This is a genomic window from Xylanimonas protaetiae (assembly GCF_004135385.1).
In the GTDB taxonomy this organism is placed as follows: Bacteria; Actinomycetota; Actinomycetes; order Actinomycetales; family Cellulomonadaceae; genus Xylanimonas; species Xylanimonas protaetiae.
In genome coordinates, this window is record NZ_CP035493.1 from 3,322,334 (window position 1) to 3,345,317 (window position 22,984).

Below are 22,984 nucleotides of genomic sequence, written 5' to 3' on the forward strand. Positions count from 1 at the left end.
GTCAGCGGCGCCGCGTCGTCGCCGCGGACAGCGTCCGGGCGAACGCCACCGCGCGGCGGACGGCGGCGGGGCCCTCCGCGGCGGCGGCCACGCGGACCACGACGTCGTCGGGCAGCATCGAGCCGGTCAGGCCGTGGTCGGCGTCGCACGACGGGTCGCCGCACGTCGCGGGCTCGAGCTCGATGCGGCTCACGGCGCCCCAGCCGACGACGAGGCTCAGCTCGGACGTGTGGTCGCCGCCGGCGCCGCTGCGGTAGGACGCGGGCTCGGCGACGACGTGCGTCAGCGACACCGAGCGCACCTCCGAGAGCGGCACGGCGTCCGTCGTGGCGGCCGCCGACGACGGGTTGGCGTGGTCGCCCTCGTGGTCGTCGACGTGCGCGGTGACCAGGCGCGACTCGGTCAGGACGAGCACGGTGAGGTGGCGGCGCACCTCGGAGTCGAAGGTCGTCTCGGCCTGCACCAGGTGGGCGACCACGGCCTCCCCCGCGAGCGCGACGTCGAGGACGTCGGCGACGAGCTGCGGGTAGTAGCCCGCGCGCACGAGCTCGGCGGTCAGGTCGGCGGGCAGTCCGGACGATGCGGTCAGGTCGGCGGGCGAGTCGGTGTGGGGCACGGGAGCATTGTTCCACCGCGGGGCGCGACGCCGGCGGCCGAGCTGTGGAAACCCCGCTGCGGCGGCGCCGCGTGGTCAGCCGGGCAGCACGCGGCGCAGCGGGTCGCGGCGCTCGGCGGCATGCCGCAGGCGCACGGCCGCGTGCAGCACCGACACGCCCTGCTCGGCGGCGACGACGGGGTACAGCTCCAGCGAGGCGAGCTCGGGCAGGTCGTCGGCCATGACGGACACGCGCGCCACGACGTCCTCGACCGCGTCGACGTCGGCGTGCGGGGCGCCCTGGTAGCCGAACAGGCGCGGCGCGGCCCGCACCGCGCGCACGAGCTCGTGCACGTCGACGTCGGTGAGCGGCGCGACGGCGGAGGCGACGTCGCCGAGCAGGTCGACGGCGTCGCCGGCGAGGCCGAAGGAGACGACCGGCCCGAACAGCGGGTCCTCGACGGACCGCACGACGACGGCGACGCCCGTCGGGGCCATCGACTGCACCTCGAGGAGCGGGTCGAGGCCCGCCGCCCGCGCGACGGCCCGCATGCGCTCGAACGCCTCGCGCAGCTCCTCGGCGTCGGCGAGGTCGAGGCGCACGCCGCCCAGGTCGGTGCGGTGCCGCAAGGTCGGGCTGGCCGTCTTGAGCGCCACGGGCCAGCCGAGCGCCGCGGCCGCGGCCACGGCGTCGCCGGCGGTGGGGACGCGGCGCACGGGCCAGACCCGCAGGCCGTAGCAGGCGAGCAGCTCGGCCGCGGCGGCGCCGTCGAGCGTCACGCTCGTCTCGACGCCCTCCCCCCACGGCTCTCCCCGCTCCGGCGCGGGGACCGCCGCGAGCGCTGCCGTGACCAGGCGGCGCGCGGCACGCCGGTCGATGCCGGGCGGCTGCACGGCGGCGCCGTGGTCGCGCTCGCGCCAGCGGGCGTAGGCGACCACCTTGCCGAGCGCGGCGACGGCGTCCTCGGGCGTGGAGTACGCGGGAACGCGCACCTGGGTGCCGTCGGGGGCGGTCGCGGCGAGCTCGTCGGGCATGCCGTGCAGCCCGATGACGGACACGACCGTGGTGCGCCCCGTGCGCGCCGCGGCCTGCGCGACGGCCCGGGCGACGACGTCGCCGCGCTCCATGACGACGGGTACGTCGACGACGACGACGGCGTCGCACGCGTCCTCGGCGTAGAGGGACTCGACGACGCGCTCGACGTCGTCGGCGGACCGCTCGGGGGCGAGGAAGTCGCTGGAGGACGCGACGACGAGGCCGTGGGCGGCGGCCGCCTCGGCCACGAGCGCGGCGAGGGCCGCGGAGCTGGCCAGGATGCCGACGCGCCCGCCGCGCGGCAGCGGCTGGTGCGCGAGCACCTGCGCGATGTCGATGAGCTGGTGGGTGTTCTCGGCGCGGATGACGCCGGCCTGGCGCAGCAGCTCGTCGAGCAGGGCGCGCGGGGCGTGCGTGGCGCGCACGGCGTGGCCGGGCATGACAACCTGCCCGGAGCGGCCCGCGACGACCACGACGACGGGCTTCTCGGCGGCGAGCCGCCGGGCGACGCGCGTGAACTTGCGCGGGTTGCCGATCGACTCGAGGTACAGGCAGGCCACCTTGGTGGCGGGGTCGTCGTGCCAGTACTGCATGAGGTCGTTGCCGGAGACGTCGGCGCGGTGCCCGGCGGACACGATCGCGGAGACGCCCAGGCCGCGGCGCACGAGCGTCGCGGCGAGCGTGACCGCGGCGGGCGCCGACTGGCAGAACAGGCCGACGACGCCGGGGGCCGGCGGGTGCTCGGCGAGGCTCGCGTGCAGCCGCGCGCCGGGCTGGGTGGTGACGATGCCCCAGGACGCGGGGCCGACGACGCGCATGCCGAGCCCGTGCGCGACGCGCAGCAGCTCGCGCCGCCGCTCGAGGCCCTCGGGGCCGGTCTCGGCGAACCCCGCCGAGAGCACGACGACACCCCGGGCGCCCGTGCCCGCCAGCCGCCGGACGGCCGCGACGGCGTCGGCGGCGGGCACCGCGAGGAGGACGAGGTCGACGGCAGGGACGTCGTCCCAGGCCGGGACGTGCCGCGCGTCCGGGCCTGGGGCCGCCGGCGGGTCGAGCACGAACAGCTCGGTGTCGCCGGGGTCGGCGGCCGCGGCGTCGAGCACGCGCTGGGCCAGCAGCGCGGACGCGGCCCAGCCCGGGACGCCCGTGTCCGGCCCGGGACCGACCAGCAGGACGCGGCGCGCGGTGAGCAGCGCCTGCATCGAGCGGGCCTCGGCGCGGTGCTCGCGGTCCGCCATGACCTGCCGCGACCGCTCCGTCGGGTCGAGGTCCACGGAGACGGTGACGACGCCGTCGTCGAGGTGCTGGCGCACGTCGTACCCGGCGTCGCGGAACACGGCGAGCATGCCGCCGTTCTGCGGCAGCACGTCGGCGGTGAAGCGGCGCAGGCCGCGCTCGCGCGCCGCGGCGGCGAGGTGCTCCAGCAGCACGGACCCGAGGCCCACGCCCTGCACGGAGTCGGCGATGTTGAACGCGACCTCGGCCAGACCCGGCTCGACGACGTCGTACCGGGCGACGCCGAGGATGTCCTGCGTGCCCGGGTCCTCCGGGCTGGTGCGGACGGCGACGAGCGCGGCGCGGTCGACGTGGTCGACGTGCGTGAAGAGCGCGAGCTCGCGGTCCGAGAGCCGGCGCACGGGCGCGAAGAAGCGGAAGTAGGACGACCGCTCCGACTGGTTGACCTGGAACCGCTGGAGGGCGTCGGCGTCCGCAGGGCGGATCGGTCGCAGGTGGGTGGTGGTGCCGTCACGCAGGACGACGTCCGCCTCCCACGCGACGGGGTACGCGGCCGTCTCGCTCACGCGCCCAGGCTAACCGGGCGGGCGGCGCGCGCGCCGATATCCGTGCCGCTCGTGTCGGTGCGCAGGTCTACGCTCCGGGTGCCGGCCGCAGCGGCCGTGCGCAACGCCAGGGAGGCTGCATTGACCAGGCGCGGAGCACTCCTCTTCGTCGCCCTCGGGATCATCTGGGGCATCCCGTACCTGTTCATCCGGCTGGCGGTCGCGGAGCTGTCACCGCCCGTGATCGTGCTCGGCCGGTGCGTCATCGGCGCGCTCGTGCTGCTGCCGTTCGCGCTGCGCTCGGGCGACCTGCGCGCGGTGCTGCGGCGCTGGCCCCTGGTGCTCGCCTACGCGGGCGTCGAGATCATGCTCGCCTGGTGGCTGCTGACCGACGCCGAGCGGCACATCACGTCCTCGCTCGCCGGGCTGCTCGTCGCCGCGACGCCGATCTTCGCCACGGTGCTCGCGCTCGCGCTGCGCATCGACCGGCGCGTGTCGCCGCTGCGCGTCACCGGGCTGCTCGTGGGGCTCGGCGGCGTGGCCGCGCTCGCCGGGGTCGACGCCGCCGGGGGCGCTCCCCTGCGCCCCGTGCTCCAGGTGCTCGCGACGGCGCTGTGCTACGCCATCGGGCCGATGATCATCGCGCGGCGGCTGGGCGGCGTGTCCCCCGTCGCCGTCAACGCCGTCGCGCTGAGCCTCGCCGCCATCGTCTACGCGCCCTTCGCGGTCGCGTCGTGGCCCACGTCGACGCCGTCGGGCGGGGTCATCGGGTCCGTCGTGCTGCTGGGACTCGTGCCGACGGCGCTCGCGTTCGTGCTGCTGTTCCAGCTCATCGCCGAGGTGGGGCCGGCGCCCGCCACCGTCATCACCTACCTCAACCAGGCGGTCGCGCTGCTCGCGGGCGTGGTCTTCCTGTCCGAACCCGTCACGACGGGCATCGTCGTCGGCTTCCCGCTCGTGCTCGTCGGCGCGTTCCTCGCGACGTGGCGGCCACGCCGTGCACGTGTCGCCGAGCCCGCGGCACGCGCGGGATAGGGTGCCTCGAACGTCCGTCCGAACGCAGCCCGACCACCCCGCAGGAGCCGCACCCCATGGCGCGCAAGCCCGTCGCCGCCCCGGCCGAGCCCTTCGACGAGAAGATCGTCGACATCGACGTCGCCTCCGAGATGGAGTCGTCGTTCCTCGAGTACGCGTACTCCGTCATCTACGCGCGCGCGCTGCCGGACGCCCGGGACGGTCTCAAGCCGGTGCAGCGCCGCATCCTGTACATGATGTCGGACATGGGCCTGCGGCCCGACCGGCCCTACGTGAAGTCCTCGCGCGTCATCGGCGAGGTCATGGGCAAGCTGCACCCCCACGGCGACCAGGCCATCTACGACGCGCTCGTGCGCCTCGCGCAGGACTTCTCGCTGCGCCTGCCGCTGGTGGACGGCCACGGCAACTTCGGCTCGCTCGACGACGGCCCCGCCGCCCCCCGGTACACCGAGGCCCGCCTGGCCCCGCCGTCGACGGCGATGACCGCGGGCCTGGACGAGGACGTCGTCGACTTCGTCCCGAACTACGACAACAAGCTGACCCAGCCCGAGGTGCTGCCGTCCGCGATCCCGAACCTGCTGGTCAACGGCGCGTCCGGCATCGCCGTGGGCATGGCCACGAACATGGCCCCGCACAACCTCGTCGAGGTCGTCGCGGCGGGCCAGCACCTGCTCACGAACCCGTCGGCGACGCTCGAGGACGTCATGCGGTTCGTCCCCGGCCCCGACCTGCCCACGGGCGGCAAGATCGTGGGCCTCGACGGCGTCCGCGACGCCTACCGCACGGGCCGCGGCACGTTCCGCACCCGGGCCACCGCGCGCATCGAGAACATCACGCCGCGCCGCCGCGGCATCACCATCACCGAGCTGCCGTACCTGGTGGGCCCGGAGAAGGTGGTCGAGAAGATCGCCGACGGCGTCAAGACGAAGAAGATCCAGGGCGTCGCCAACGTCCAGGACCTCACCGACCGCGCGCACGGGCTGCGCCTCGTGGTCGAGGTCAAGACCGGCTTCGACCCCGAGGCCGTGCTCGAGCAGCTGTACCGCACCACGCCGCTCGAGGACTCGTTCGGCATCAACAACGTGGCCCTGGTTGACGGGCAGCCGCGCACCCTCGGCCTGCTCGAGCTGCTGCGGGTGTGGGTGGACCACCGCATCGCCGTCGTCCGCCGCCGCACGGCCTACCGCCTCGGCAAGCGCAAGGAACGCCTCCACCTGGTCGAGGGCCTGCTCCTCGCGATCGTCGACATCGACGAGGTCATCCAGGTCATCCGCTCGTCGGACGACGCCGGCATCGCCCGCGCGCGCCTCATGGACGTGTTCGACCTGTCCGAGCCGCAGGCCACCTACATCCTCGACCTCCAGCTGCGCCGCCTGACCCGGTTCAGCCGCATCGAGCTGGAGAAGGAGCAGAGCGACCTCGTCAAGGAGATCGCCGAGCTCGAGGAGATCCTCGGCTCGGACGCCGTGCTGCGCCGCGTCGTCTCCGCCGAGATGGGCGAGGTCGCCTCGACCTACGGCACCCCGCGCCGCACCGTGCTGCTCGACGCCGCGGGAGGCACGGCGACGTCGGCGGCCCCGGCTCCGGGCGCCCGCGGGCGCAAGGTCGGCGAGATCTCCCTCGAGATCGCCGACCAGCCCACGCACGTGCTGCTGTCCGCGACCGGCCTGCTGGCGCGCACGACGATCGAGCCCGCCGCGGCGGGCGAGGGCACCCTCCCCGACGCCGTCGAGCCCGACGCCGGCCCTGGCACGGGCGTGGTGTCCCGCCACGGCCGTCGTCACGCGCACGACGCCCTGCGCGGCGACGTCGCGACGACGTCGCGCTCCGACATCGGGCTCGTGACCACCGCGGGCCGCGTGCTGCGCATCTCCGCGCTGGAGCTCCCCGCGATCCCGCCCACCGACGGCGCCCCGTCGCTCTCCGGCGGCATCCCCGTGGCCGAGCTGGCCGACCTCGCCCCGGGCGAGGAGGCGCTCACGGTCGTCTCGTTGGCCGACGACGCGCCCACGCTCGCGCTCGGCACCGCGGGCGGCGTGGTCAAGCGCGTGACCGCGGGCGACGTCCCCGGCAACAAGGACGAGTGGCCCGTCATCACGCTCAAGGACGGCGACTCCGTCGTCGGCGCCGCCCCGGTGACCGACGACGACGAGGTCGTGTTCGTCGCGTCCGACTCGTCCCTGCTGCACTACGCGGCCTCCGCGGTGCGCCCCCAGGGGCGCGCGGGCGGCGGCATCGCGGGCATCAGCCTCGCCGCGGGGCAGACCGTCGTGTTCTTCGGCGCCGCGCGGGCCGCGGTCCGCCCGGAGCTCGCCGTCGTGACGGTCGCCGGGACCGAGGGGCAGCTGCCCGGCGTCGGCGGCGGGTCCGTCAAGGTCACGCCCTACGAGCTCTACCCGGGCAAGGGGCGCGCGACGGGCGGCGTCCGCTCGCACCGCTTCCTCAAGGGCGAGGACCGGCTGGTCCTCGCGTGGGTGGGCGAGGGCCCGGCCCGCGCCGTCGGCGGCGCCGGACAGCCCGTCGACCTGCCCGCCGCGGACCACCGCCGCGACGGCTCCGGCGCTCCTCTGGCGGCGCCGATCACCGCGATCGGCTGAGGCCGACCGGCGGCGGCGTTCCGAGTCAGGCCTGGTCTCAGGCCTGGTCTCAGGCCTCGTCGACGTCCTGGTCGACCGCCGCGAGGATCGCCTCGGCCAGCTTGGCAGGCCTGGTGAGCATGGGCCAGTGCCCGGTGGGCAGGTCGACGATCTCGTAGTCCGTGAGCAGCGACAGCTCGCGCACGTACGGGTGGTCCTGCCCCATGAGCGCGCGCAGCGCCTCGGCGGGGTACTCGCACGCGATGACGGTGCCGGGGATCGTGCGGCGCTCGTCGGCGCTGCCGGTGTAGTGGTGCGCCTCGCGCACCGTGTTGCCGGGCTGCGGGACCGCCCGGGCGCGGAACTGCTCCCGCAGCGCGTCGGTGAGGTCGACGAGGTCCTCGTCCCCGAACTGGTCCCACGACGGCAGCTCGTGGTCGACGACGGCCGGGTCGAGCCCCGCGTCGACGGCGTCGCCCTCCGCCATCGGGCCGCTGTCGACGTAGACGACGCGGGGCACGCGGTCGATGCGCTGGGCGGCGGCCGCGTAGGCGAGCCCCCCGCTCGCGGAGTGCCCCACGAGCACGACGGGCGCGTCGTCGGGGACGGCGTCGATCGCGGCGACGACGGCGTCGACGTGGTCGGAGAGGTGGATGCCCGACCGGTCGGCGCCGGGCGTCAGCCCGGGGAGCGTGAGCGCGTGCACGGTGTGCCCTGCGGCCTCCAGGGCGGGAACGACGTCGTCCCACGCGGACGCGTCGAGCCAGAATCCAGGGATCAGCACGATGTCCATGCCAGCCACGCTACCCACGTCCCCCGACACGCTGCCCGGCGACGGAGCGCCGCCGCACGCCCGCGGCAAGCAGCGTCTGCGCGACGACGTAGGTGAGCATCACCAGGAACGCGTGCCCGCCGGGCGGCAGCGCGTCCACCGTCTCGGGCAGCCCTTGCGCCAGGCCGATGAGCCCGTCCGACACGAGGAAGACCGCCCCGCCGGCCGCGGCGAGCCGGTCGACGCCCGTGGCGAGCACCGCCATCGTCACGAGGGCGGCGCCGTACACGACGAGGCCGACCACCATCACCACGGCCGCAGGCCCGGGCGGCAGCCCCTGCGACGCCCCCACGACGACGGCCAGGTAGACCACCGCGTAGAGCGCGACGACGCCGCGGGCGCGCCGCAGCACGCTTCGGTCCCGGTACGGCCAGAACGCGGCGACGTAGACGAGCTGTGCGCACAGGAACACGCCCATCATCGCGGGGAAGGCCGCGTCGCCGGGCACGAACGACGGCACCGTGTCGCCCGCCCAGGAGCACAGCAGCGCGACGACCGCGAGCTGCACGAGGCGGGGCCGCGGCGGCGCGGTCGCCGTCCACAGCGCGGCGGCGAGCGGGGGCATGAGCACCCACTGCGTCACGTGCGCGACGTCCCACCCGCCGGGGACCACGAGCTGCGCGACGAGGTGCACCAGCGCGAGCAGCAGGAAGAGGGCGAACCAGCCGCGCGCGGCGCGGGTCGGCAGCCAGGGCTCGATCCGGCGCAGCGCGGGAGTCAGGACGCCCCGGGGCAGCGCGCCTCCGGGGTCGGGGACCGGCTCGGGGTCGAACCCGGGTCCGGCGTGGACGTCGTCGTACACGCCCCCGAGGCTAGCGGGAGTCGGTCAGCGGGAGAAGGGGCAGCCCGCGCAGCTCGGGGCCCGCTCCACGCGCGCGCCGCCCGCCAGGCCGGAGCAGCCGGTGCACCCGAGCTGCAGGTCGCCCGCGGGGGTGACGATGCCGAGGCGCACCCAGTGGTCGAGCGCGAGGTCGGCGAGCCCGGGGTCGACGCCGAGGTGCGCCGCGACGTGGTCGCCCGGCACGCCACGCCGCACGGCGTCGAGCACGTCCGCGAGCACGCTCACGCGAGCAGCCGGCCGGTCTGGAACACGGCCACCGCGAGCAGCCACGCGAACGTCAGCTGCACCGCGACCGCGCCGAACGCCCAGCGCCCGCCGAACACGCGGCGCTGCTCGGCGACCGTCGCCAGGCACGGGGTGTACGCGAGCACGAACACGAGGAAGGCGAGCGCCGCCGCGGTCGCGTGCCCGCCCGACGTCACGTCGAGGGTGGCGCGCAGCTGGTCGCCGAGGGCGCCGTCGGCGGAGGCGGCACCGACGTCGGCGGGGTCGAGCGAGAAGGACTGCGCGAGCGCGCCGACCACCACCTCCTTGGCGACGAACCCGGTGGTCAGGGCCGAGGCGAGGCGCCAGTCGTCGAGCCCCGCCGGGGCGAGCACGGGCGCGATGCCGTCGGCGACGCGGCCGTAGACGGAGTCGTGGACCGGCACCTCGCCGACGGGGTGCCCGCCGGTCACGGGGATCGCGGAGAGCACCCAGACCACGACGAGCGTGCCGGCGATGATGCCGCCGGCGCCACGGACGAACGCGGCGACGCGCGTCCACGTCGACAGGAGGAGCGGACGGAGGCGCGGCACGTGGTACGCGGGCAGGGCGAGCACGAGGGGCCGGGTCTGGCGCAGGTCGCGGAACGCCGTCGAGCGCAGCACGAGCCCGCCCAGGATCACGAGCAGCCCGGAGAGCACGTAGAGCCCGAAGACGACCGTGCCTGCGGACCGCGGGAAGAACGTGCCCGCCACCAGCACGTACACCGTCAAGCGGGCGGGGCACGACGTCAGCGGGATGAGCAGGCCGGTCAGCAGGCGCCGGCGGGCGTCGGGCATGGTGCGCGTGGCGACCATGGCCGGCACGTTGCACCCGAACCCGATGACGAGCGGCACCATGGCCCGCCCGTCCAGCCCGATGGAACGCAGCGCCCGGTCGGCGACGAACGCCGCGCGGGCCAGGTACCCGGAGTCCTCGAGCATGCCGATCGCGACGAACACGAGGGCGAGCAGCGGGACGAACGACAGCACCGTGCCGACGCCGGAGAGCACGCCGTCGACGAGCAGCCCTTCGACCCACGCGGGCCCGGGGACGACGGCCCGCAGCCCGCTCGCGAGGGGCCCGCCGAAGAACCCGCCGACGGCGTCGACGAGCGGCGTCGCGACGACGGTGGTGAGCTCGAAGACGGCCCACATGACGGCGAGGAACACCGGCACGCCGAGCCACGGGTGCAGCAGGACGCGGTCGATGCGGTCGGACGTCGAGCGCACGGGGACGGCGGGCGGCGTCGGCACGGCGGCCGCGAGCACGCGCTCGGTCCAGGCGAAGCGCTCCTCGTCGCTCATCGCGACGGGCGCGGCTGTGGCCGTCGCGCAGCGGCAGCCGCCGTGCGCGTGCCGGTCGGCCTGCGCGCACGCGCACCCGGCCGGGCACCGCGTCGTCTCGAGCAGGCGTTCGACGGCGACGCCGAGCGCCTCCACGCCGCTCCCGGTGCGCGGGTCGAGCGCGACGACGGGCACCTGCGCGGCGGTGGCGAGCGCGTCGAGGTCGGGCGTGACGCTGCGCGCGGCGGCGACGTCGAGCATGGTCACGGCGGCGACGACGGGCGTGCCGGTCTCGTGCACCTGCGCGAGCAGGTAGAGGGACCGCGCGAGCGCGGACCCGTCGAGGACGACGACGGCGACGTCGGGGCGGCCGAGCTCGCCGCGCCCGGCGACGTAGTCGGCGGCCACCTGCTCGTCGGGCGAGCGTGGCGTGAGGCTGTACGTGCCGGGCAGGTCGACGAGGGCGAGGCGGCGACCGCCGCGCTTCCACGTGCCGGTCTGCAGCTCGACGGTGGTGCCGGGCGCGTTCATCACGGCCTGCCGGGCGCCGCTGAGCGTGTTGAAGAGCGTGGACTTGCCGGCGTTGGGGTTGCCGACGAGCCCGATGGTGAGCGTCCCTGCCTCCACGACGACGCCGGGCGCCGCGTCGTGGCAGCTCACGCCGACGCCCCGGCGAGCTCGGGGGTGAGCGGCGTGACGCCGATGCAGGCGCACGTGCGCCCGTCGATGGCGAGGCGGTCGGAGCCGACGGCGACGACGCGGCCCCCGAACGCGCTGCAGTGCACGACGTGGACCACGGCTCCCTCGCGCAGGCCGAGCTCGCGCAACCGGGCGCGCTCGCCGTCCTCGAGGTCCACCCAGCGCACCTCGGCGGAGGTGCCCGCGGGGCACAGACGCAGATCCACGGCAGAACCGTACGGCTGAGGTAAGCCTTGCCTGAAGGACCCTGGCGCGTTTGTGACGGGGTTCACGAGAGGTGGCGCTGAGTGCTCGCCTCGCCGGGACCGCCGTGGGGCGGTGCGGCGGGCGGCGAGACAGCCGCCCCGGCGCGCGGGTCCCCGCCGTAGGCTTCCGTGCGTGACCACCCTCGACGCCCGCCCTGCCGAGAACCCTGCCGCCGACGCCCGCGCGGCCGCCCTCCTGGACGCGGTGCGCTCCCGCGTCGTCGTCGCCGACGGCGCGATGGGCACGATGATCCAGGCGCAGGACCCCACCCTGGAGGACTACGAGGGGCACGAGGGCTGCAACGAGGTGCTCAACGTCTCGCGGCCCGACATCATCGCGGCCGTGCACGACGCCTACCTGGAGGCGGGCGTCGACGCCGTCGAGACGAACACCTTCGGCGCCAACTGGTCCAACCTGGGCGACTACGGCATCGACGACCGTATCCGCGAGCTGGCCCGTGCGGGCGCCGCGATCGCCCGGTCGCGGGCCGACGCGTACGCCACGGACGAGCGCCCCCGCTGGGTGCTGGGCTCGATGGGCCCGGGCACCAAGCTGCCGTCGCTCGGCCACACCACGTACGCGCACCTGCGCGCGACGTTCGCCGAGCAGGCCGCCGGCCTCCTCGAGGGCGGGGCCGACGCCCTGCTCATCGAGACCTCGCAGGACCTGCTCCAGGCCAAGGCCGCGGTCACGGCCGCGCACGACGCGTTCGCCGCCGTCGGGCGCCGCGTGCCGGTGATGGTGTCGGTGACCGTGGAGACGACGGGCACCATGCTCATGGGCTCCGAGATCGGCGCCGCGCTCACCGCGCTGCAGTCGATCGGCGTCGACACCATCGGCCTCAACTGCGCCACCGGCCCCGACAAGATGTCGGAGCACCTGCGCTACCTGTCGCAGCACTCCGAGATGCCGGTGACGTGCATGCCCAACGCCGGCCTGCCCGAGCTCGGCCCGCACGGCGCGGTCTACCCGCTCTCGCCCGCCGAGCTCGCCGCGGCCCACGTGCAGTTCGTCAAGGAGTTCGGCCTGGGCCTCGTGGGCGGCTGCTGCGGCACGACGCCGGAGCACCTGGGCGCCGTCGTCGAGGCGGTGCGGGGCCAGTCGCTCGCGGCGCGCACCCCGCAGCGGGAGAACGCCGTCGCCTCCCTCTACTCCCCCACCGACCTCACCCAGGAGCTCAGCTACCTCGCCATCGGCGAGCGCACCAACGCCAACGGCTCGAAGGCGTTCCGCGACGCCATGCTCGAGGGCCGCTGGGACGACATCGTCGACCTGGCACGCGCGCAGACGCGCGAGGGCGCGCACCTGCTCGACGTGTGCGTCGACTACGTGGGTCGCGACGGCGTCGCCGACGTGCGCGAGGTCGTCTCGCGCCTCGCGTCGGCGTCGACGCTGCCGCTCGTCATCGACTCGACCGAGCCGGCGGTCCTTCAGGCGGGCCTCGAGCTCGTCGGCGGGCGTGCCGTCGTCAACTCGGTCAACTTCGAGGACGGCGAGGGGCCCGGGTCCCGCTTCGACCGCATCATGCCGCTGGTCAAGGAGCACGGCACCGCCGTCGTCGCCCTGACGATCGACGAGGAGGGGCAGGCGCGCACCACGGCGACGAAGGTCGCCATCGCCTCCCGCCTGATCGACACGCTCGTGCAGAAGTGGGGCATGCGGGTCGACGACATCATCGTCGACGCCCTGACCTTCCCCATCGCCACGGGGCAGGAGGAGACGCGACGCGACGCCATCGAGACCATCGAGGCGATCCGCCAGATCACGCGCCTCTACCCGGGCGTCCACACGACGCTGGGCGTCTCCAACGTGTCCTTCGGCCTCAACCCGGCGGCGCGCACGGTGCTCAACTCGGTGTTCCTGCACGAGGCCGCCGCCGCCGGGCTCGACTCCGCCATCGTGCACGCGGCCAAGATCCTGCCGCGCACCGCGATCCCGGACGAGCAGTGGGACGCCGCGCTCGCGCTCGTGTGGGACAAGCGGGAGTACGACGACGCCGGCGAGCTGGTCCACGACCCGCTCGCCCACCTGCTCTCCCTCTTCGAGGGCGTCGACGCCGCCGCGCTGCGCGACGCGCGCGAGGCCGAGCTCGCGGCCCTGCCGATCGGCGAGCGCCTCGCGCGCCGCATCGTCGACGGCAACAAGAAGGGCCTGGAGGCCGACGTCGACGAGGCGCTCGGGGCGGGCATGAAGGCCCTCGACATCGTCAACGAGCACCTGCTCGGCGGCATGCAGGTGGTCGGCGAGCTCTTCGGCTCGGGCCAGATGCAGCTGCCGTTCGTGCTCCAGTCGGCCGAGGTCATGAAGTCCGCCGTCGCGCTGCTCGAACCGCACATGGAGAAGATCGGCGGCGAGACGACGAAGGGCACCATCGTGCTCGCGACCGTGCGCGGCGACGTGCACGACATCGGCAAGAACCTCGTCGACATCATCCTGACGAACAACGGCTACAAGGTCGTCAACATCGGCATCAAGCAGCCCATCAGCGCCATGATCGAGGCCGCCGAGGAGCACGACGCCGACGTCATCGGCATGTCCGGCCTGCTCGTGAAGTCCACGGTGGTGATGAAGGAGAACCTCGAGGAGCTCGCCGCGCGCGGCCTCGCGGAGCGCTGGCCCGTGCTGCTCGGCGGTGCCGCCCTCACGCGCACCTACGTCGAGGACGACCTCGCCGGACTGTTCCCCGGCACCGTCCGCTACGCGCGCGACGCGTTCGAAGGGCTGCGGCTCATGGAGCCGCTCGTGCGCGTCGCGCGCGGCGCCTCGCCGGACGAGGTGGGCCTTCCGCCGCTGAAGAAGCGCCGCCACGGCGTCGTCACCGTCGCGGAGACGCCGCTCGAGGACCTGCCCGCACGGTCCGACGTCGCCGCCGACAACGAGGTGCCCGAGCCCCCGTTCTGGGGCACGCGCATCGTCAAGGGCATGCCCCTGACCGACTACGCGGCGTTCCTCGACGAGCGCGCCGTGTTCCTCGGCCAGTGGGGCCTCAAGCCGGGTCGCGGCGACGACGGCGCCTCCTACGAGGAGCTGCGGCAGACCGAGGGCCTGCCCCGCCTCGCCATGTGGCTCGACCGGATCCGCACCGAGCGCATCCTCGACCCGTCGGTCATCTACGGCTACTTCCCCGCCTGGTCCGAGGGCGACGACGTCGTCGTGGCGCACCACTCCGGGCCGGACGGAGGGTCGGGCGGCATCGCTGGGACCGAACGGCTGCGCTTCACCTTTCCCCGCCAGCGGCGCGACCGGCACCTCTGCCTCGCCGACTTCATCCGCCCGCGGTCCTTCTATGAGGAGACCGGCCGGTTCGACGTGCTGCCCGTGCAGCTCGTGACCGTCGGCGCCACGGTCGCGGAGCACACCGCGACGATGTTCGCCGCGAACGAGTACCGCGAGTACATGGAGCTGCACGGCCTCTCCGTGCAGCTCACCGAGGCGCTCGCCGAGTACTGGCACGCGCGCGTGCGCGCCGAGCTGGGCTTCGCGTCCGAGGAGCCGGGCTCGGTCGAAGGGCTGTTCAAGCTCGACTACCGCGGGGCGCGCATGTCGCTCGGATACCCGGCGTGCCCGAACATGGAGGACCGGCACAAGGTCGTCGAGCTGCTGAAGCCGGGACGGGTGGGCGTGGTGCTGTCGGAGGAGCTGCAGCTGCACCCGGAGGCTTCGACGGATGCCTTCGTATTCCACCACCCGGAGGCGAAGTACTTCTCGGTCTGAGGAATCCGGGCGGGGCGCGTGGCCTGGTGAGCGACGTTCATGCAGGTCATGACCTGCGAGGGAGTTCGCGGGTCACGTATCCAGCCGCCGGCTGGACAGACCCCAACGTACCAAAGCGCGTCATAAACGCGTCACGTCTGGCGGGGTCCGGCGAAGCACCAACACCCGATCGGGCCTCCGACGCCGTGACCTGCGGCGATACTCTCGTGTGTGACGCCTGCCTGCGCAACGTGGCCGGGCATGGTCCAGATCGAGTCCACGGCGCGGGGGGTCGACCGTGCGCCCTCCACACCGCGGAGCCGCGGCAAGATCCCCCTCGAACCGGAGTCCAGCGGCAGAGACCACCTCAGCTACACGTGCGCGCTTCGAGACGTCGATCGCCCCCAGAGCCAGGGGGTCCGCTACGGCTACCGCGTCTACCAAACTCGCCGTCGGCAAGCGGAACTCGTGGCGCGACGCCGAACCCCTGATCGAGCGTACGTACCAGCTCCTGAACGGTTCGATCGGACAGGTGCTCAGGTTCAAGCCAGACCTCACGGTGGCAGACGGGTCCGTCAAGGTCTCCGAGGAGGAGGCAGGCGCCCCCGTCATGGTCGTCGACGCGGTGGCCTGGCGGAGCCGCAAGGACCGCAAGCAGCTCCATACGGACCAGCACGCAACCGAGTCCGCGCTCGCCACGCGGGCGCCGCTCCAGGAGTGGGTCCGGTAACAGCAGCACCACCGACAGTGAACACGAGACCCAACCGAGGACGGACGGCGCCAGCGACCTGCGGCTACACTTGTAACTGTAGAGCAGTTGCGGTTACGCTTGCAGCCACGGTCGTCCCCACCCCTGGAGCAGTCACGATGTCCCTCACGGTGCCCCCGGCGCGCAGGTCTGTCACGACGCACGCGCGGCAGCAGCGCCACGCCCAGGAGTTCATTGCACGCGTCGGCGGTGACCTTCGCGCGCTCCGCCTCGAGGTCCCCGGAGATGCCGCCACGGAGGTCCCGAGCGACGTCGTCGCGATCCTCGGCCAGGTCCTCGAAGCCGTCGCCGACGGCGACACCGTGACCGTCGCATCCCAACCCGCGGAGCTGACCACCACGCAGGCGGCCGCAAGGCTCGGCATCTCGCGCCCGACGCTCATGGGTCTGATCGGCGCTGGTGACCTGGTCGCGAGGAAGGTTGGTACGCACCACAGGATCGCGACGTCCGATGTCGTCGCGTTCCGTCGCGCCCGGCTTGCCCGGCAGCGCGCCGCGTTCGAGGAGCTCGCAGCCCTCGACGACGAGCTCGAAGGCCTGTGAGCCCGACACCGACCGACACGGCCGCGCCGACGAAGGTCCTCCTCGACGCGAACATCCTGTTCTCGCGGACGCTGCGCGACTGGCTGTTCTTGCTGCGCAACGAGACCGGCGGCGAGGCGTTCACGATCCTGGCGACGGAAGACATCATCGCCGAGACGATCTACCGCTACCGCCGCCGGTACCGGCGCGCGTCCGGCGCGCAGATCGCAGCCGTACACGACCGCATCGTCGAACAGCTCGACGACCGGATCGTCGACTACGAGATCGACGACACGTCCCCGCTCGCCGACGAGAACGACGCCCACGTCCACGCCGCTGCCGTCGCGGCCGGTATCGACCTCGTCATCACCGCCGACACGGGCTTCACCAACCTCGACGACAAACAGCGCGCCACGCTCGGCTATCGGGCCCTGACCGCTGACGAGTTCCTCACCGAGGTCGACAACGTCACGCCTTCCGCAGTCGACGCCGTCACTCGCGCGCAGCTGAGGTACTGGCGGGCGCGCGGCGAGGGCCGCTCTCTCGACGAAGCCCTCGACGCCGCCGACTGCCCACGGTTCGCCGCGCGGGTCCGCGCCCGCCTCAAGCCGACCTGACCGCGCGCCCCGGCACACCTGACCTCCAGGAGCGGAACCCACACACGGACCCGCGTGGAGCACCAGGAGGTCGCCGTGACCATCCCGACTCGTGAGTGCGTCGGCGGCGAGATCGTCTCGAAGCCGCAGTGGAAGAAGACCAGCCTCGGCGAGGTCCGGTACGGCCCGGTGCGCCGATCCTGCTCTTCGCGCTGCGCATCCTCCAGGGCGCAGGAGCCGGCGCCGAGCAGGCGGGCTCCGCGACGCTGCTGACGGAGACGGCGCGTGCCGGCCGCCGCGGGCGCCTGTCGGCATCCGTCATGGTCGGCGCCGCCGCGGGCACCGTCCTGGGCACGGCGGTGTTCTCCTTGGTGCAGCTGCTCACCACCGACGAGCAGTTCCTCGCCTGGGGCTGGCGGGTCGTCTTCCTGATGTCGTTCCTCGTCACCGGGGCAGCGTTCCTCGTGCGGCGTCACCTCGCCGAGTCGCCGGTCTTCGTCGAGCTGCGCGACTCCGCCGAGGCGGTCGACCGCGAGAAGGCACCGCTCGTCCAGGCCGTCCGCCACGGCTGGCCCACGATCCTGCGGGCGTTCGTCATGAACTGGGGGCCGAACACCAACTCCTACACGGTCCAGACCTTCTTCGTTACGTTCGTGACCACCTCGGTCGTCGTCGGGCAGGTCGACGGCGCCGACCAGTTCTTCGCCAAGTCGACCATCACCAACATCCAGCTCGTCGGCGCCCTGGTCGGCATGGGCTCGGCCTTCCTGTGGGGCCGCCTGTCGGACTCGGTGGGCCGCAAGCCCGTCACCGTCGGCCTCGCCGCCGTCGGGGTCGTGCTGCCCTTCGTCTACTTCGCGCTCCTCGACACCGGCTCCGTCGCCCTGGTCGCGGTGGCCACCCTCCTCGGGTTCGCGTTCGCGGCCTACGGCGCCGTGGGCGTCCAGATGTCGTACTTCCCGGAGCTCTTCGGGTCGCGCTACCGGTACGCGGGCATCACGATCGCCCGCGAGCTCTCGGCCGTGATCGGCGGCGGCATCGCCCCGTTCATCTGCGCGGCGCTGCTGGCGGCCACCGGCTCGTGGGTCCCGATCGCCGTCTACGGTTCGGTCACCATGGCGTTCGCGCTCGTCGCGTCGCTCCTTGCCCCGGAGACGGCCGACCGGGACCTCACCATCCCGACCGACGCCGTCCCCGGCGAGGCCCGGCCCGCAGCGAAGGCGACCCCCACCCCCGCGGGAGTCGGCGCCTGAGCGCGCGACGGCGGGTGTCACGGCCTGGCTACCGGCCGCGGCACCCGCCGTCGGCACCCTGGGCACGACGGAGGCGCCATGCTGACCCCGCGGTGCCCGCGGGCCGATATCCCGTCCCGGACCAGGCGAGACATCCAGTATCTTGACGTCAAGATACTCCCGAAAGGTCCGTCTTGACCCTGCTGCGCGGCCTCGTGCCCGACGACCACCTCACCCGCCGCCTCGCCGTCCAGTCGATCATCTCGGCGTTCGGCGACGGCGCCTTCCTCACCGGCTCCGCGTTCTACTTCACCCAGCTCGTCGGCCTGTCCGCGCAGCAGGTCGGCGTCGGGCTGTCCGTCGCCGCGGGCGTGCAGTTCCTCGCGTCGGTCCCCACCGGCCGGTGGGTCGACCGGAGGGGCGCCAAGCGCGCCTGGGTGGTGACGGCCGCCGCGCAGGCGGTGCTCTACTTCTTCTGGCCCGCGATCAACGACTTCCTCACGTTCCTGCTGATGATGGCGGCGATGAGCGTCGTCGAGTCGACGACGCGCTCCGGCCGCAACGCCTACACGATCGCCGTCTTCCCTCGCGAGCAGCGCGTCGCGTCGCAGGCGTTCATGCGGGCCGCGCGCAACGTCGGCTACACGCTCGGCGCGCTGCTCGCCGGCATGGCCCTGGCTCTGGACTCCGACGTCGCGATGGAGCTGGTCCCGCTGCTGACCGGCGCGCTGCTCGTCGGCAACACGATCTGGGTCTGGCGGCTGCCGCGCCTCGTCGTCGAGCGGCCCGGCGAGCGGGCTCCTGCCGCGGGCCGCACGAAGGGCGGCGCGCTGCGCAACCGCGGGTTCCTGCTGACGTCGATCTTCAACGGCGTCCTGGGCACCCACGGCGTGCTCCTCAACACGGTCATCCCGCTCTGGCTCGTCGAGAAGACCGACGCTCCCCGCGTGCTGCTGGCCTGGCTGTTCGGCACCAACACGGTGCTGGCCGTCCTCCTCCAGGTCGCCGCCGCCCGGGGCGTCACGACGGTCACGCAGTCGCTGCGCGCGCAGTACCGCGGCGCCGCCTGCTTCGTCGCCTCCTGCGCCATCATCCTGATCACCCACGACACCACCGGCTGGCTCACCGTCGCGCTCGTCTGGCTCGGGCACGTGACCGTCACCGGAGCGGAGCTCTTCCAGTCGGCCGGCATGTGGGGGCTGGTCGCCGAGCTCTCCGACCCGGAGCGGCTGGGCGACTACCAGGGCGTCTCCTCGCTCGGCTACACGCTCGGGCAGGTCTGGGCGCCGGCGCTCTACACGTTCCTCGCGATGACCCTCGGCGCCCCGGGCTGGGTGATCATCGCGCTCGTCGTCGTCGGCGCGGCGGTGGCGATCGGGCCCGCGGCCCGCTCCGCCGAGCGCCACCTCGAGCACGTGCGCGCACCGAACGAGGTGACGGCCGGCGAGCCGGCATAAGCCCGGCGCCGCCGCCCGCGCCGGGTTCCAGCACGTCGACGTGCGCGCGCGCTTCGAAGGCCACGGCGTGAACGCCCCGGAGGCGTGGGTCAACGGCCCGCTCGACCCGGCAGGACCGTTCCACCCGAACGCGGCCGGGTACCCGGCCTACACGGCGGCGGTGAACTCGGCGCTGGGCCCGGCGAAGCTGGGCTGAGCCCGGCGGCGCCTACTCCCCCAGCCGACGCCGGAGCCAGGCCACGCACACCTCGCCCTGGGCACGCTGGAACGCCCGCACGTGCGGGATGCCCGGGGGCGGCGGGCGCAGCGACGAGCTGAGGAAGTAGCCGGTCTCGAGCGCGAGGAAGGCGGTCACGGCCTCGTCGTCCGTCCCCGGCGGCAGCGGGTGCGCGGCCAGCACGCCCTCCGGCGCGGGACCGCCTTCGAGCACGACCGCAGGCAGCATGCCGACGACGTTGACGTACGCGGCGCCCCGCGCGGCGTTGGGCCAGTCGACGGCGACGGCGGTCGCCCGCCCTGCGCGGTGGTCGACGAGCGCGTTGTCGCCGCGCAGGTCGCCGTGGACGAGGCCGGGACCCCGCACGGCGTCCGCGGCGCCGGAGGCGAGCCCGGCGAGCCGGTCGAGGTTCTTCGCGACCCACGGGTCGAAGGTGTCCAGCCCGGGGTGCGTCCGCGCGGCGAGCTCCTCCCAGCGCCCCTGCGGGAGCTCGTCGGCCGCCTCGGGCAGGGCGCCCACGGGCACCTCGCACGCCCCGATGCGCGACGCGAGCTCGACGACGGCGCCGAGCTCGTCGACGTCCCACGGCACGCGCGGCGACCGCCCCTCGCCGGCGTCGAACGCGAGCACCTGCCACGGGTCGCCGGCGACGACGTCGAGCGTCGCGGACCAGCGGAATGCCGGGGTCGGGACGCCGTCGGGCAGCAGGGCGACCCGGCGGGCCTCCTCGCGGTACAGGTGCTGCGTGAAGTCGTTGCCGGAGTCGACGGCCTTGACGAAGACGCGGTCGCCCGACGCCGTCTCGAGCACCGACGCCAGGCCGGCGGAGTAGCCGCCGTCGTGCGAGGTCCACCGCGTCACGCGCTCTCCGAGGCGCTCCTCCACGGCCGCGCGCACCGGTGCCGGCAGCTGCGGCCAGGTCGGACGGCGGCGGGCGGGCGGGGTCTCGGTCGATGACATGGCGGGACCCTCTCACAGCGCCGGAGCCCGGGGCACCCGCTTTCACGCGGTGGTGACGGTGGACCGCGAGGCGCACCCCGCGCGACGGACGGCCGCTTGCCTCGGCGCGCCCAGGGATACATAATCGCCTTATGCAACAGTTACGGCCGGGCGCCGACCTGGCCGGCGAGCTGCTCACCACCGTCGAACGCGTCGTGCGCCTGCTGCGCGAGATCTCCGCCGCGGGCGGCCTCTCGGCCACCACGGTGTCGGTGCTCAGCCGCCTCGAGCGGTCCGGGCCTTCCCGGCTCACGGAGCTCGCCGTGGCGTCCGGCGTGACCCAGCCGGCCATGTCCCAGCTCGTCGCGCGCCTCGACCACGAAGGGCTCGTGGCACGCTCCGCGACGCCCGAGGACAAGCGCGTCGTGCTGATCGAGATCACCGACCACGGCCGCACGGTGCTCGAGTCGCGCCGCGTCGAACGCCGCACGGCGCTGGCCGACGTCCTCGCGCTCGTCCCCGACGACGACCAGCGCGCGATCGCCGCCGCCCTGCCCGCCCTGGACCGCCTCCTCACGGCAGCGGCCGACGAGCGAGGCGACGGCCCGCACGTCCGGCAGGCACCAGCCACCCCCCAGCACGACTCCCACCACGAAGGAGATCCTTCATGAGCTCGTCCCACGGGACAGCCGTCAACCCGTTCAAGCAGCCCAAGGCCGTGTGGGCCGTGGCGTTCGCGTGCGTCATCTCGTTCATGGGCATCGGCCTGGTCGACCCGATCCTGCCCGCGCTGTCCGCGCAGCTGAACGCGACGCCCACCCAGGTCTCGCTGCTGTTCACGAGCTACCTCGTCGTCACCGCCATCGCGATGATCGGCGTCGGCTGGCTCTCGAGCCGCATCGGCGCCAAGTGGACCCTGGTCGCCGGGCTCGCGATCATCGTCGTCTTCGCCGCCCTCGCGGGGAACTCCGGGTCGATCGAGGGCATCGTCGGCTTCCGGGCGGGCTGGGGCCTGGGCAACGCGATGTTCATCGCCACGAGCCTCGCCGTCATCGTCGCCTCGGCGTCCGGCGGGTTCAGCGGCGCGATCATCCTGTACGAGGCCGCGCTCGGCATCGGCATCGCCGTCGGGCCGCTGCTCGGCGGGACCCTGGGCGGCATCTCGTGGCGCGGGCCGTTCTTCGGCGTCGCCGCCCTCATGGCCATCGCCCTGATCGCGACCCTCGTCCTCGTGCCCAAGACGCCGCTCCCCGCGAAGAAGGCGTCGCTCAGCGCGCCGCTCAAGGCCCTCAGCCACAAGGGCCTCCTGGTCATGAGCCTCGTCGCGGTGCTCTACAACTGGGGCTTCTTCACGATGCTCGGCTACGCGCCGTACCCGATGGGCCTCGACGAGCACCACCTCGGCCTCGTGTTCTTCGGCTGGGGCATCCTCCTCGCCGTCTTCTCCGTGTGGGGCGCCCCGCGCCTCCAGGCCCGCTTCGGCACCGTCGCGACGCTCTACGCCAACCTCGCCGGGCTCGCGCTCGTCCTCGTCGCGATCGCCGTGGGCGTGCACCACCCGCCGGTCGTCATCGTCGCCGTCATCGTGTCCGGCATCTTCATCGGCATCAACAACACCCTCACCACGCAGGCCGTCATGATGGTGGCGCCCGTCGAGCGCCCCGTCGCGTCGTCGGCGTACGGCTTCGTGCGCTTCATCGGTGGCGGCCTCGCCCCGTTCGTCGCGGGCAAGATCGCCGAGGCGAGCAACCAGTCCGTCGCCTTCCTCGTGGGCGCGCTCGCCTTCGCCCTGGCGATCCCCGTCCTGGCCGGCGGCGCCAAGTTCGTCAAGGCCGCCGAGCGCGGCACCGAGGAGGCCGACGTCGCCGCGCCGTCCCTCGAGCCCGTCGGGACCGCCGCGCCCGTGACCGCGCCCGTCATCGTCGCCGTCGGCGCCACCGACGACGCCGCCGCGATCGTCGACGCCGCCGCCGAGCTGGCACAGCGCGAGGGCGCCGCGCTCCAGGTGGTCCACGTGCGCGAGACCGAGATCGTCGAGGAGCTCGCCGTCGACGCCGAGGAGCCGGACGCCGCGGCGGCGACCGTCTCCGCGCACCTCGCGCGGCTCGCCCGGCGCGGCGTCACCGCGACCGGCCTCGTGCTGCACTCGGTGGGCGACCACGCCACCGCGGGGCGCGTCCTCGCCGCCCACGCCGACGCCGTCGAGGCGCGCGCCGTCGCGCTCGGCAGGTCGCCGCGCGGGCACGCCGTGCAGTTCGCGGACGGGTCGATCACCGCGGCCCTCGTGCACGACGCCCGGCGGCCCGTGCTGCTGATCGTGCCCGGCGAGGAGCCGCAGCGGCTCGGGGCCGAGTCGATGACGGTCCTGGCGCGCGGCTGACACCGCCGAC

19 protein-coding genes are annotated in these 22,984 nt (G+C 74.1%); 11 read left to right on the forward strand and 8 right to left on the reverse strand.

All coding sequences use genetic code 11. From position 1 onward, the window contains the following. Position 1 precedes the first annotated feature (1 nt). Both ET471_RS15440 and ET471_RS15445 read right to left on the reverse strand, forming a co-directional pair. The gene (locus ET471_RS15440; protein ID WP_129189754.1) at positions 2–616 is read right to left on the reverse strand and encodes a DUF5998 family protein; all 615 of its coding nucleotides are present in this window, start codon (positions 614–616) and stop codon (positions 2–4) included. Positions 617–691: 75 nt separating this feature from the next. Beyond that, positions 692–3,433, reverse strand: coding sequence for a bifunctional acetate--CoA ligase family protein/GNAT family N-acetyltransferase (locus ET471_RS15445; protein WP_129189756.1), 2,742 nt, complete (start codon positions 3,431–3,433; stop codon positions 692–694). A 120-nt stretch (positions 3,434–3,553) separates the two neighbouring features. Between ET471_RS15445 and ET471_RS15450 the strand changes: the two genes are divergently transcribed. Beyond that, on the forward strand, positions 3,554–4,447 hold the full coding sequence (locus ET471_RS15450; RefSeq protein ID WP_129189759.1) for a DMT family transporter: 894 nt from the start codon (positions 3,554–3,556) through the stop codon (positions 4,445–4,447). Between the two features lie 56 nt (positions 4,448–4,503). Beyond that, positions 4,504–7,044 (forward strand): DNA gyrase/topoisomerase IV subunit A, encoded by a 2,541-nt coding sequence (locus tag ET471_RS15455; protein WP_129189761.1) that lies wholly within the window; start codon positions 4,504–4,506, stop codon positions 7,042–7,044. Between the two features lie 49 nt (positions 7,045–7,093). Here ET471_RS15455 and ET471_RS15460 read toward each other — a convergent pair whose 3' ends face one another. From ET471_RS15460 to ET471_RS15480, 5 genes are read right to left on the reverse strand one after another with little or no spacing between them, the layout of a single operon-like run. Next, positions 7,094–7,816: an alpha/beta fold hydrolase gene (locus ET471_RS15460; protein WP_129189763.1), complete on the reverse strand. Its 723-nt coding sequence runs from the start codon at positions 7,814–7,816 to the stop codon at positions 7,094–7,096. Between the two features lie 10 nt (positions 7,817–7,826). Then, entirely contained in the window at positions 7,827–8,657 is an 831-nt protein-coding gene (locus ET471_RS15465; protein WP_207207283.1) for a lysoplasmalogenase family protein, read from the reverse strand. A gap of 24 nt (positions 8,658–8,681) precedes the next feature. Next, on the reverse strand, positions 8,682–8,921 hold the full coding sequence (locus ET471_RS15470) for a hypothetical protein (protein ID WP_129189765.1): 240 nt from the start codon (positions 8,919–8,921) through the stop codon (positions 8,682–8,684). After that, positions 8,918–10,885 carry a ferrous iron transport protein B gene (gene feoB, locus ET471_RS15475; RefSeq protein WP_129189766.1) on the reverse strand — a complete coding sequence of 656 codons (1,968 nt, stop codon included), beginning with the start codon at positions 10,883–10,885 and terminating at the stop codon, positions 8,918–8,920. Before feoB ends, ET471_RS15470 begins: the two co-directional genes overlap by 4 nt. After that, a complete protein-coding gene (locus ET471_RS15480; protein ID WP_129189767.1) occupies positions 10,882–11,130 on the reverse strand; it encodes a FeoA family protein in 249 nt (82 codons plus the stop codon). The genes feoB and ET471_RS15480 overlap by 4 nt, the downstream gene beginning before the upstream one ends. A gap of 172 nt (positions 11,131–11,302) precedes the next feature. On the opposite strand from ET471_RS15480, the gene metH reads away from it, so the two are divergent. From metH to ET471_RS18885, 7 genes are all read left to right on the forward strand, one after another. Continuing rightward, a complete protein-coding gene (gene metH / locus ET471_RS15485) occupies positions 11,303–14,884 on the forward strand; it encodes a methionine synthase (RefSeq protein ID WP_129189768.1) in 3,582 nt (1,193 codons plus the stop codon). A 511-nt stretch (positions 14,885–15,395) separates the two neighbouring features. Next, positions 15,396–15,593, forward strand: a complete 198-nt coding sequence (locus ET471_RS15490) for a hypothetical protein (RefSeq protein ID WP_129189769.1) — start codon at positions 15,396–15,398, stop codon at positions 15,591–15,593. Between the two features lie 137 nt (positions 15,594–15,730). Then, positions 15,731–16,174: a helix-turn-helix domain-containing protein gene (locus ET471_RS15495; RefSeq protein WP_129189770.1), complete on the forward strand. Its 444-nt coding sequence runs from the start codon at positions 15,731–15,733 to the stop codon at positions 16,172–16,174. Then, positions 16,171–16,770 carry a PIN domain-containing protein gene (locus tag ET471_RS15500; protein WP_129189771.1) on the forward strand — a complete coding sequence of 200 codons (600 nt, stop codon included), beginning with the start codon at positions 16,171–16,173 and terminating at the stop codon, positions 16,768–16,770. Before ET471_RS15495 ends, ET471_RS15500 begins: the two co-directional genes overlap by 4 nt. A 128-nt stretch (positions 16,771–16,898) precedes the next feature. Beyond that, the gene (locus ET471_RS15505) at positions 16,899–18,002 is read left to right on the forward strand and encodes an MFS transporter (protein ID WP_207207284.1); all 1,104 of its coding nucleotides are present in this window, start codon (positions 16,899–16,901) and stop codon (positions 18,000–18,002) included. 173 nt (positions 18,003–18,175) lie between these two features. After that, positions 18,176–19,438: an MFS transporter gene (locus tag ET471_RS15510; protein ID WP_129189774.1), complete on the forward strand. Its 1,263-nt coding sequence runs from the start codon at positions 18,176–18,178 to the stop codon at positions 19,436–19,438. Between the two features lie 67 nt (positions 19,439–19,505). Further along, the gene (locus ET471_RS18885) at positions 19,506–19,634 is read left to right on the forward strand and encodes a hypothetical protein (RefSeq protein WP_280949881.1); all 129 of its coding nucleotides are present in this window, start codon (positions 19,506–19,508) and stop codon (positions 19,632–19,634) included. A gap of 12 nt (positions 19,635–19,646) precedes the next feature. On the opposite strand, the gene ET471_RS15520 is transcribed toward ET471_RS18885, so the two are convergent. Continuing rightward, positions 19,647–20,615, reverse strand: a complete 969-nt coding sequence (locus tag ET471_RS15520; RefSeq protein ID WP_129189776.1) for a phosphotransferase family protein — start codon at positions 20,613–20,615, stop codon at positions 19,647–19,649. A gap of 131 nt (positions 20,616–20,746) precedes the next feature. Between ET471_RS15520 and ET471_RS15525 the strand changes: the two genes are divergently transcribed. Both ET471_RS15525 and ET471_RS15530 read left to right on the forward strand, forming a co-directional pair. Continuing rightward, positions 20,747–21,265 carry a MarR family winged helix-turn-helix transcriptional regulator gene (locus ET471_RS15525; RefSeq protein WP_129189778.1) on the forward strand — a complete coding sequence of 173 codons (519 nt, stop codon included), beginning with the start codon at positions 20,747–20,749 and terminating at the stop codon, positions 21,263–21,265. Then, on the forward strand, positions 21,262–22,974 hold the full coding sequence (locus ET471_RS15530; RefSeq protein WP_129189780.1) for an MFS transporter: 1,713 nt from the start codon (positions 21,262–21,264) through the stop codon (positions 22,972–22,974). The genes ET471_RS15525 and ET471_RS15530 overlap by 4 nt, the downstream gene beginning before the upstream one ends. Positions 22,975–22,984: the final 10 nt, after the last annotated feature.

Excerpts from the sequence above, each read along its gene's own strand:
- ET471_RS15455 (WP_129189761.1), top strand. The coding sequence starts at position 4,504 with ATGGCGCGCAAGCCCGTCGCCGCCCCGGCCGAGCCCTTCGACGAGAAG.
- ET471_RS15460 (WP_129189763.1), bottom strand. The coding sequence starts at position 7,816 with ATGGACATCGTGCTGATCCCTGGATTCTGGCTCGACGCGTCCGCGTGG.
- ET471_RS15495 (WP_129189770.1), top strand. The coding sequence starts at position 15,731 with ATGTCCCTCACGGTGCCCCCGGCGCGCAGGTCTGTCACGACGCACGCG.
- ET471_RS15520 (WP_129189776.1), bottom strand. The coding sequence starts at position 20,615 with ATGTCATCGACCGAGACCCCGCCCGCCCGCCGCCGTCCGACCTGGCCG.
- ET471_RS15525 (WP_129189778.1), top strand. The coding sequence starts at position 20,747 with ATGCAACAGTTACGGCCGGGCGCCGACCTGGCCGGCGAGCTGCTCACC.
- ET471_RS15530 (WP_129189780.1), top strand. The coding sequence starts at position 21,262 with ATGAGCTCGTCCCACGGGACAGCCGTCAACCCGTTCAAGCAGCCCAAG.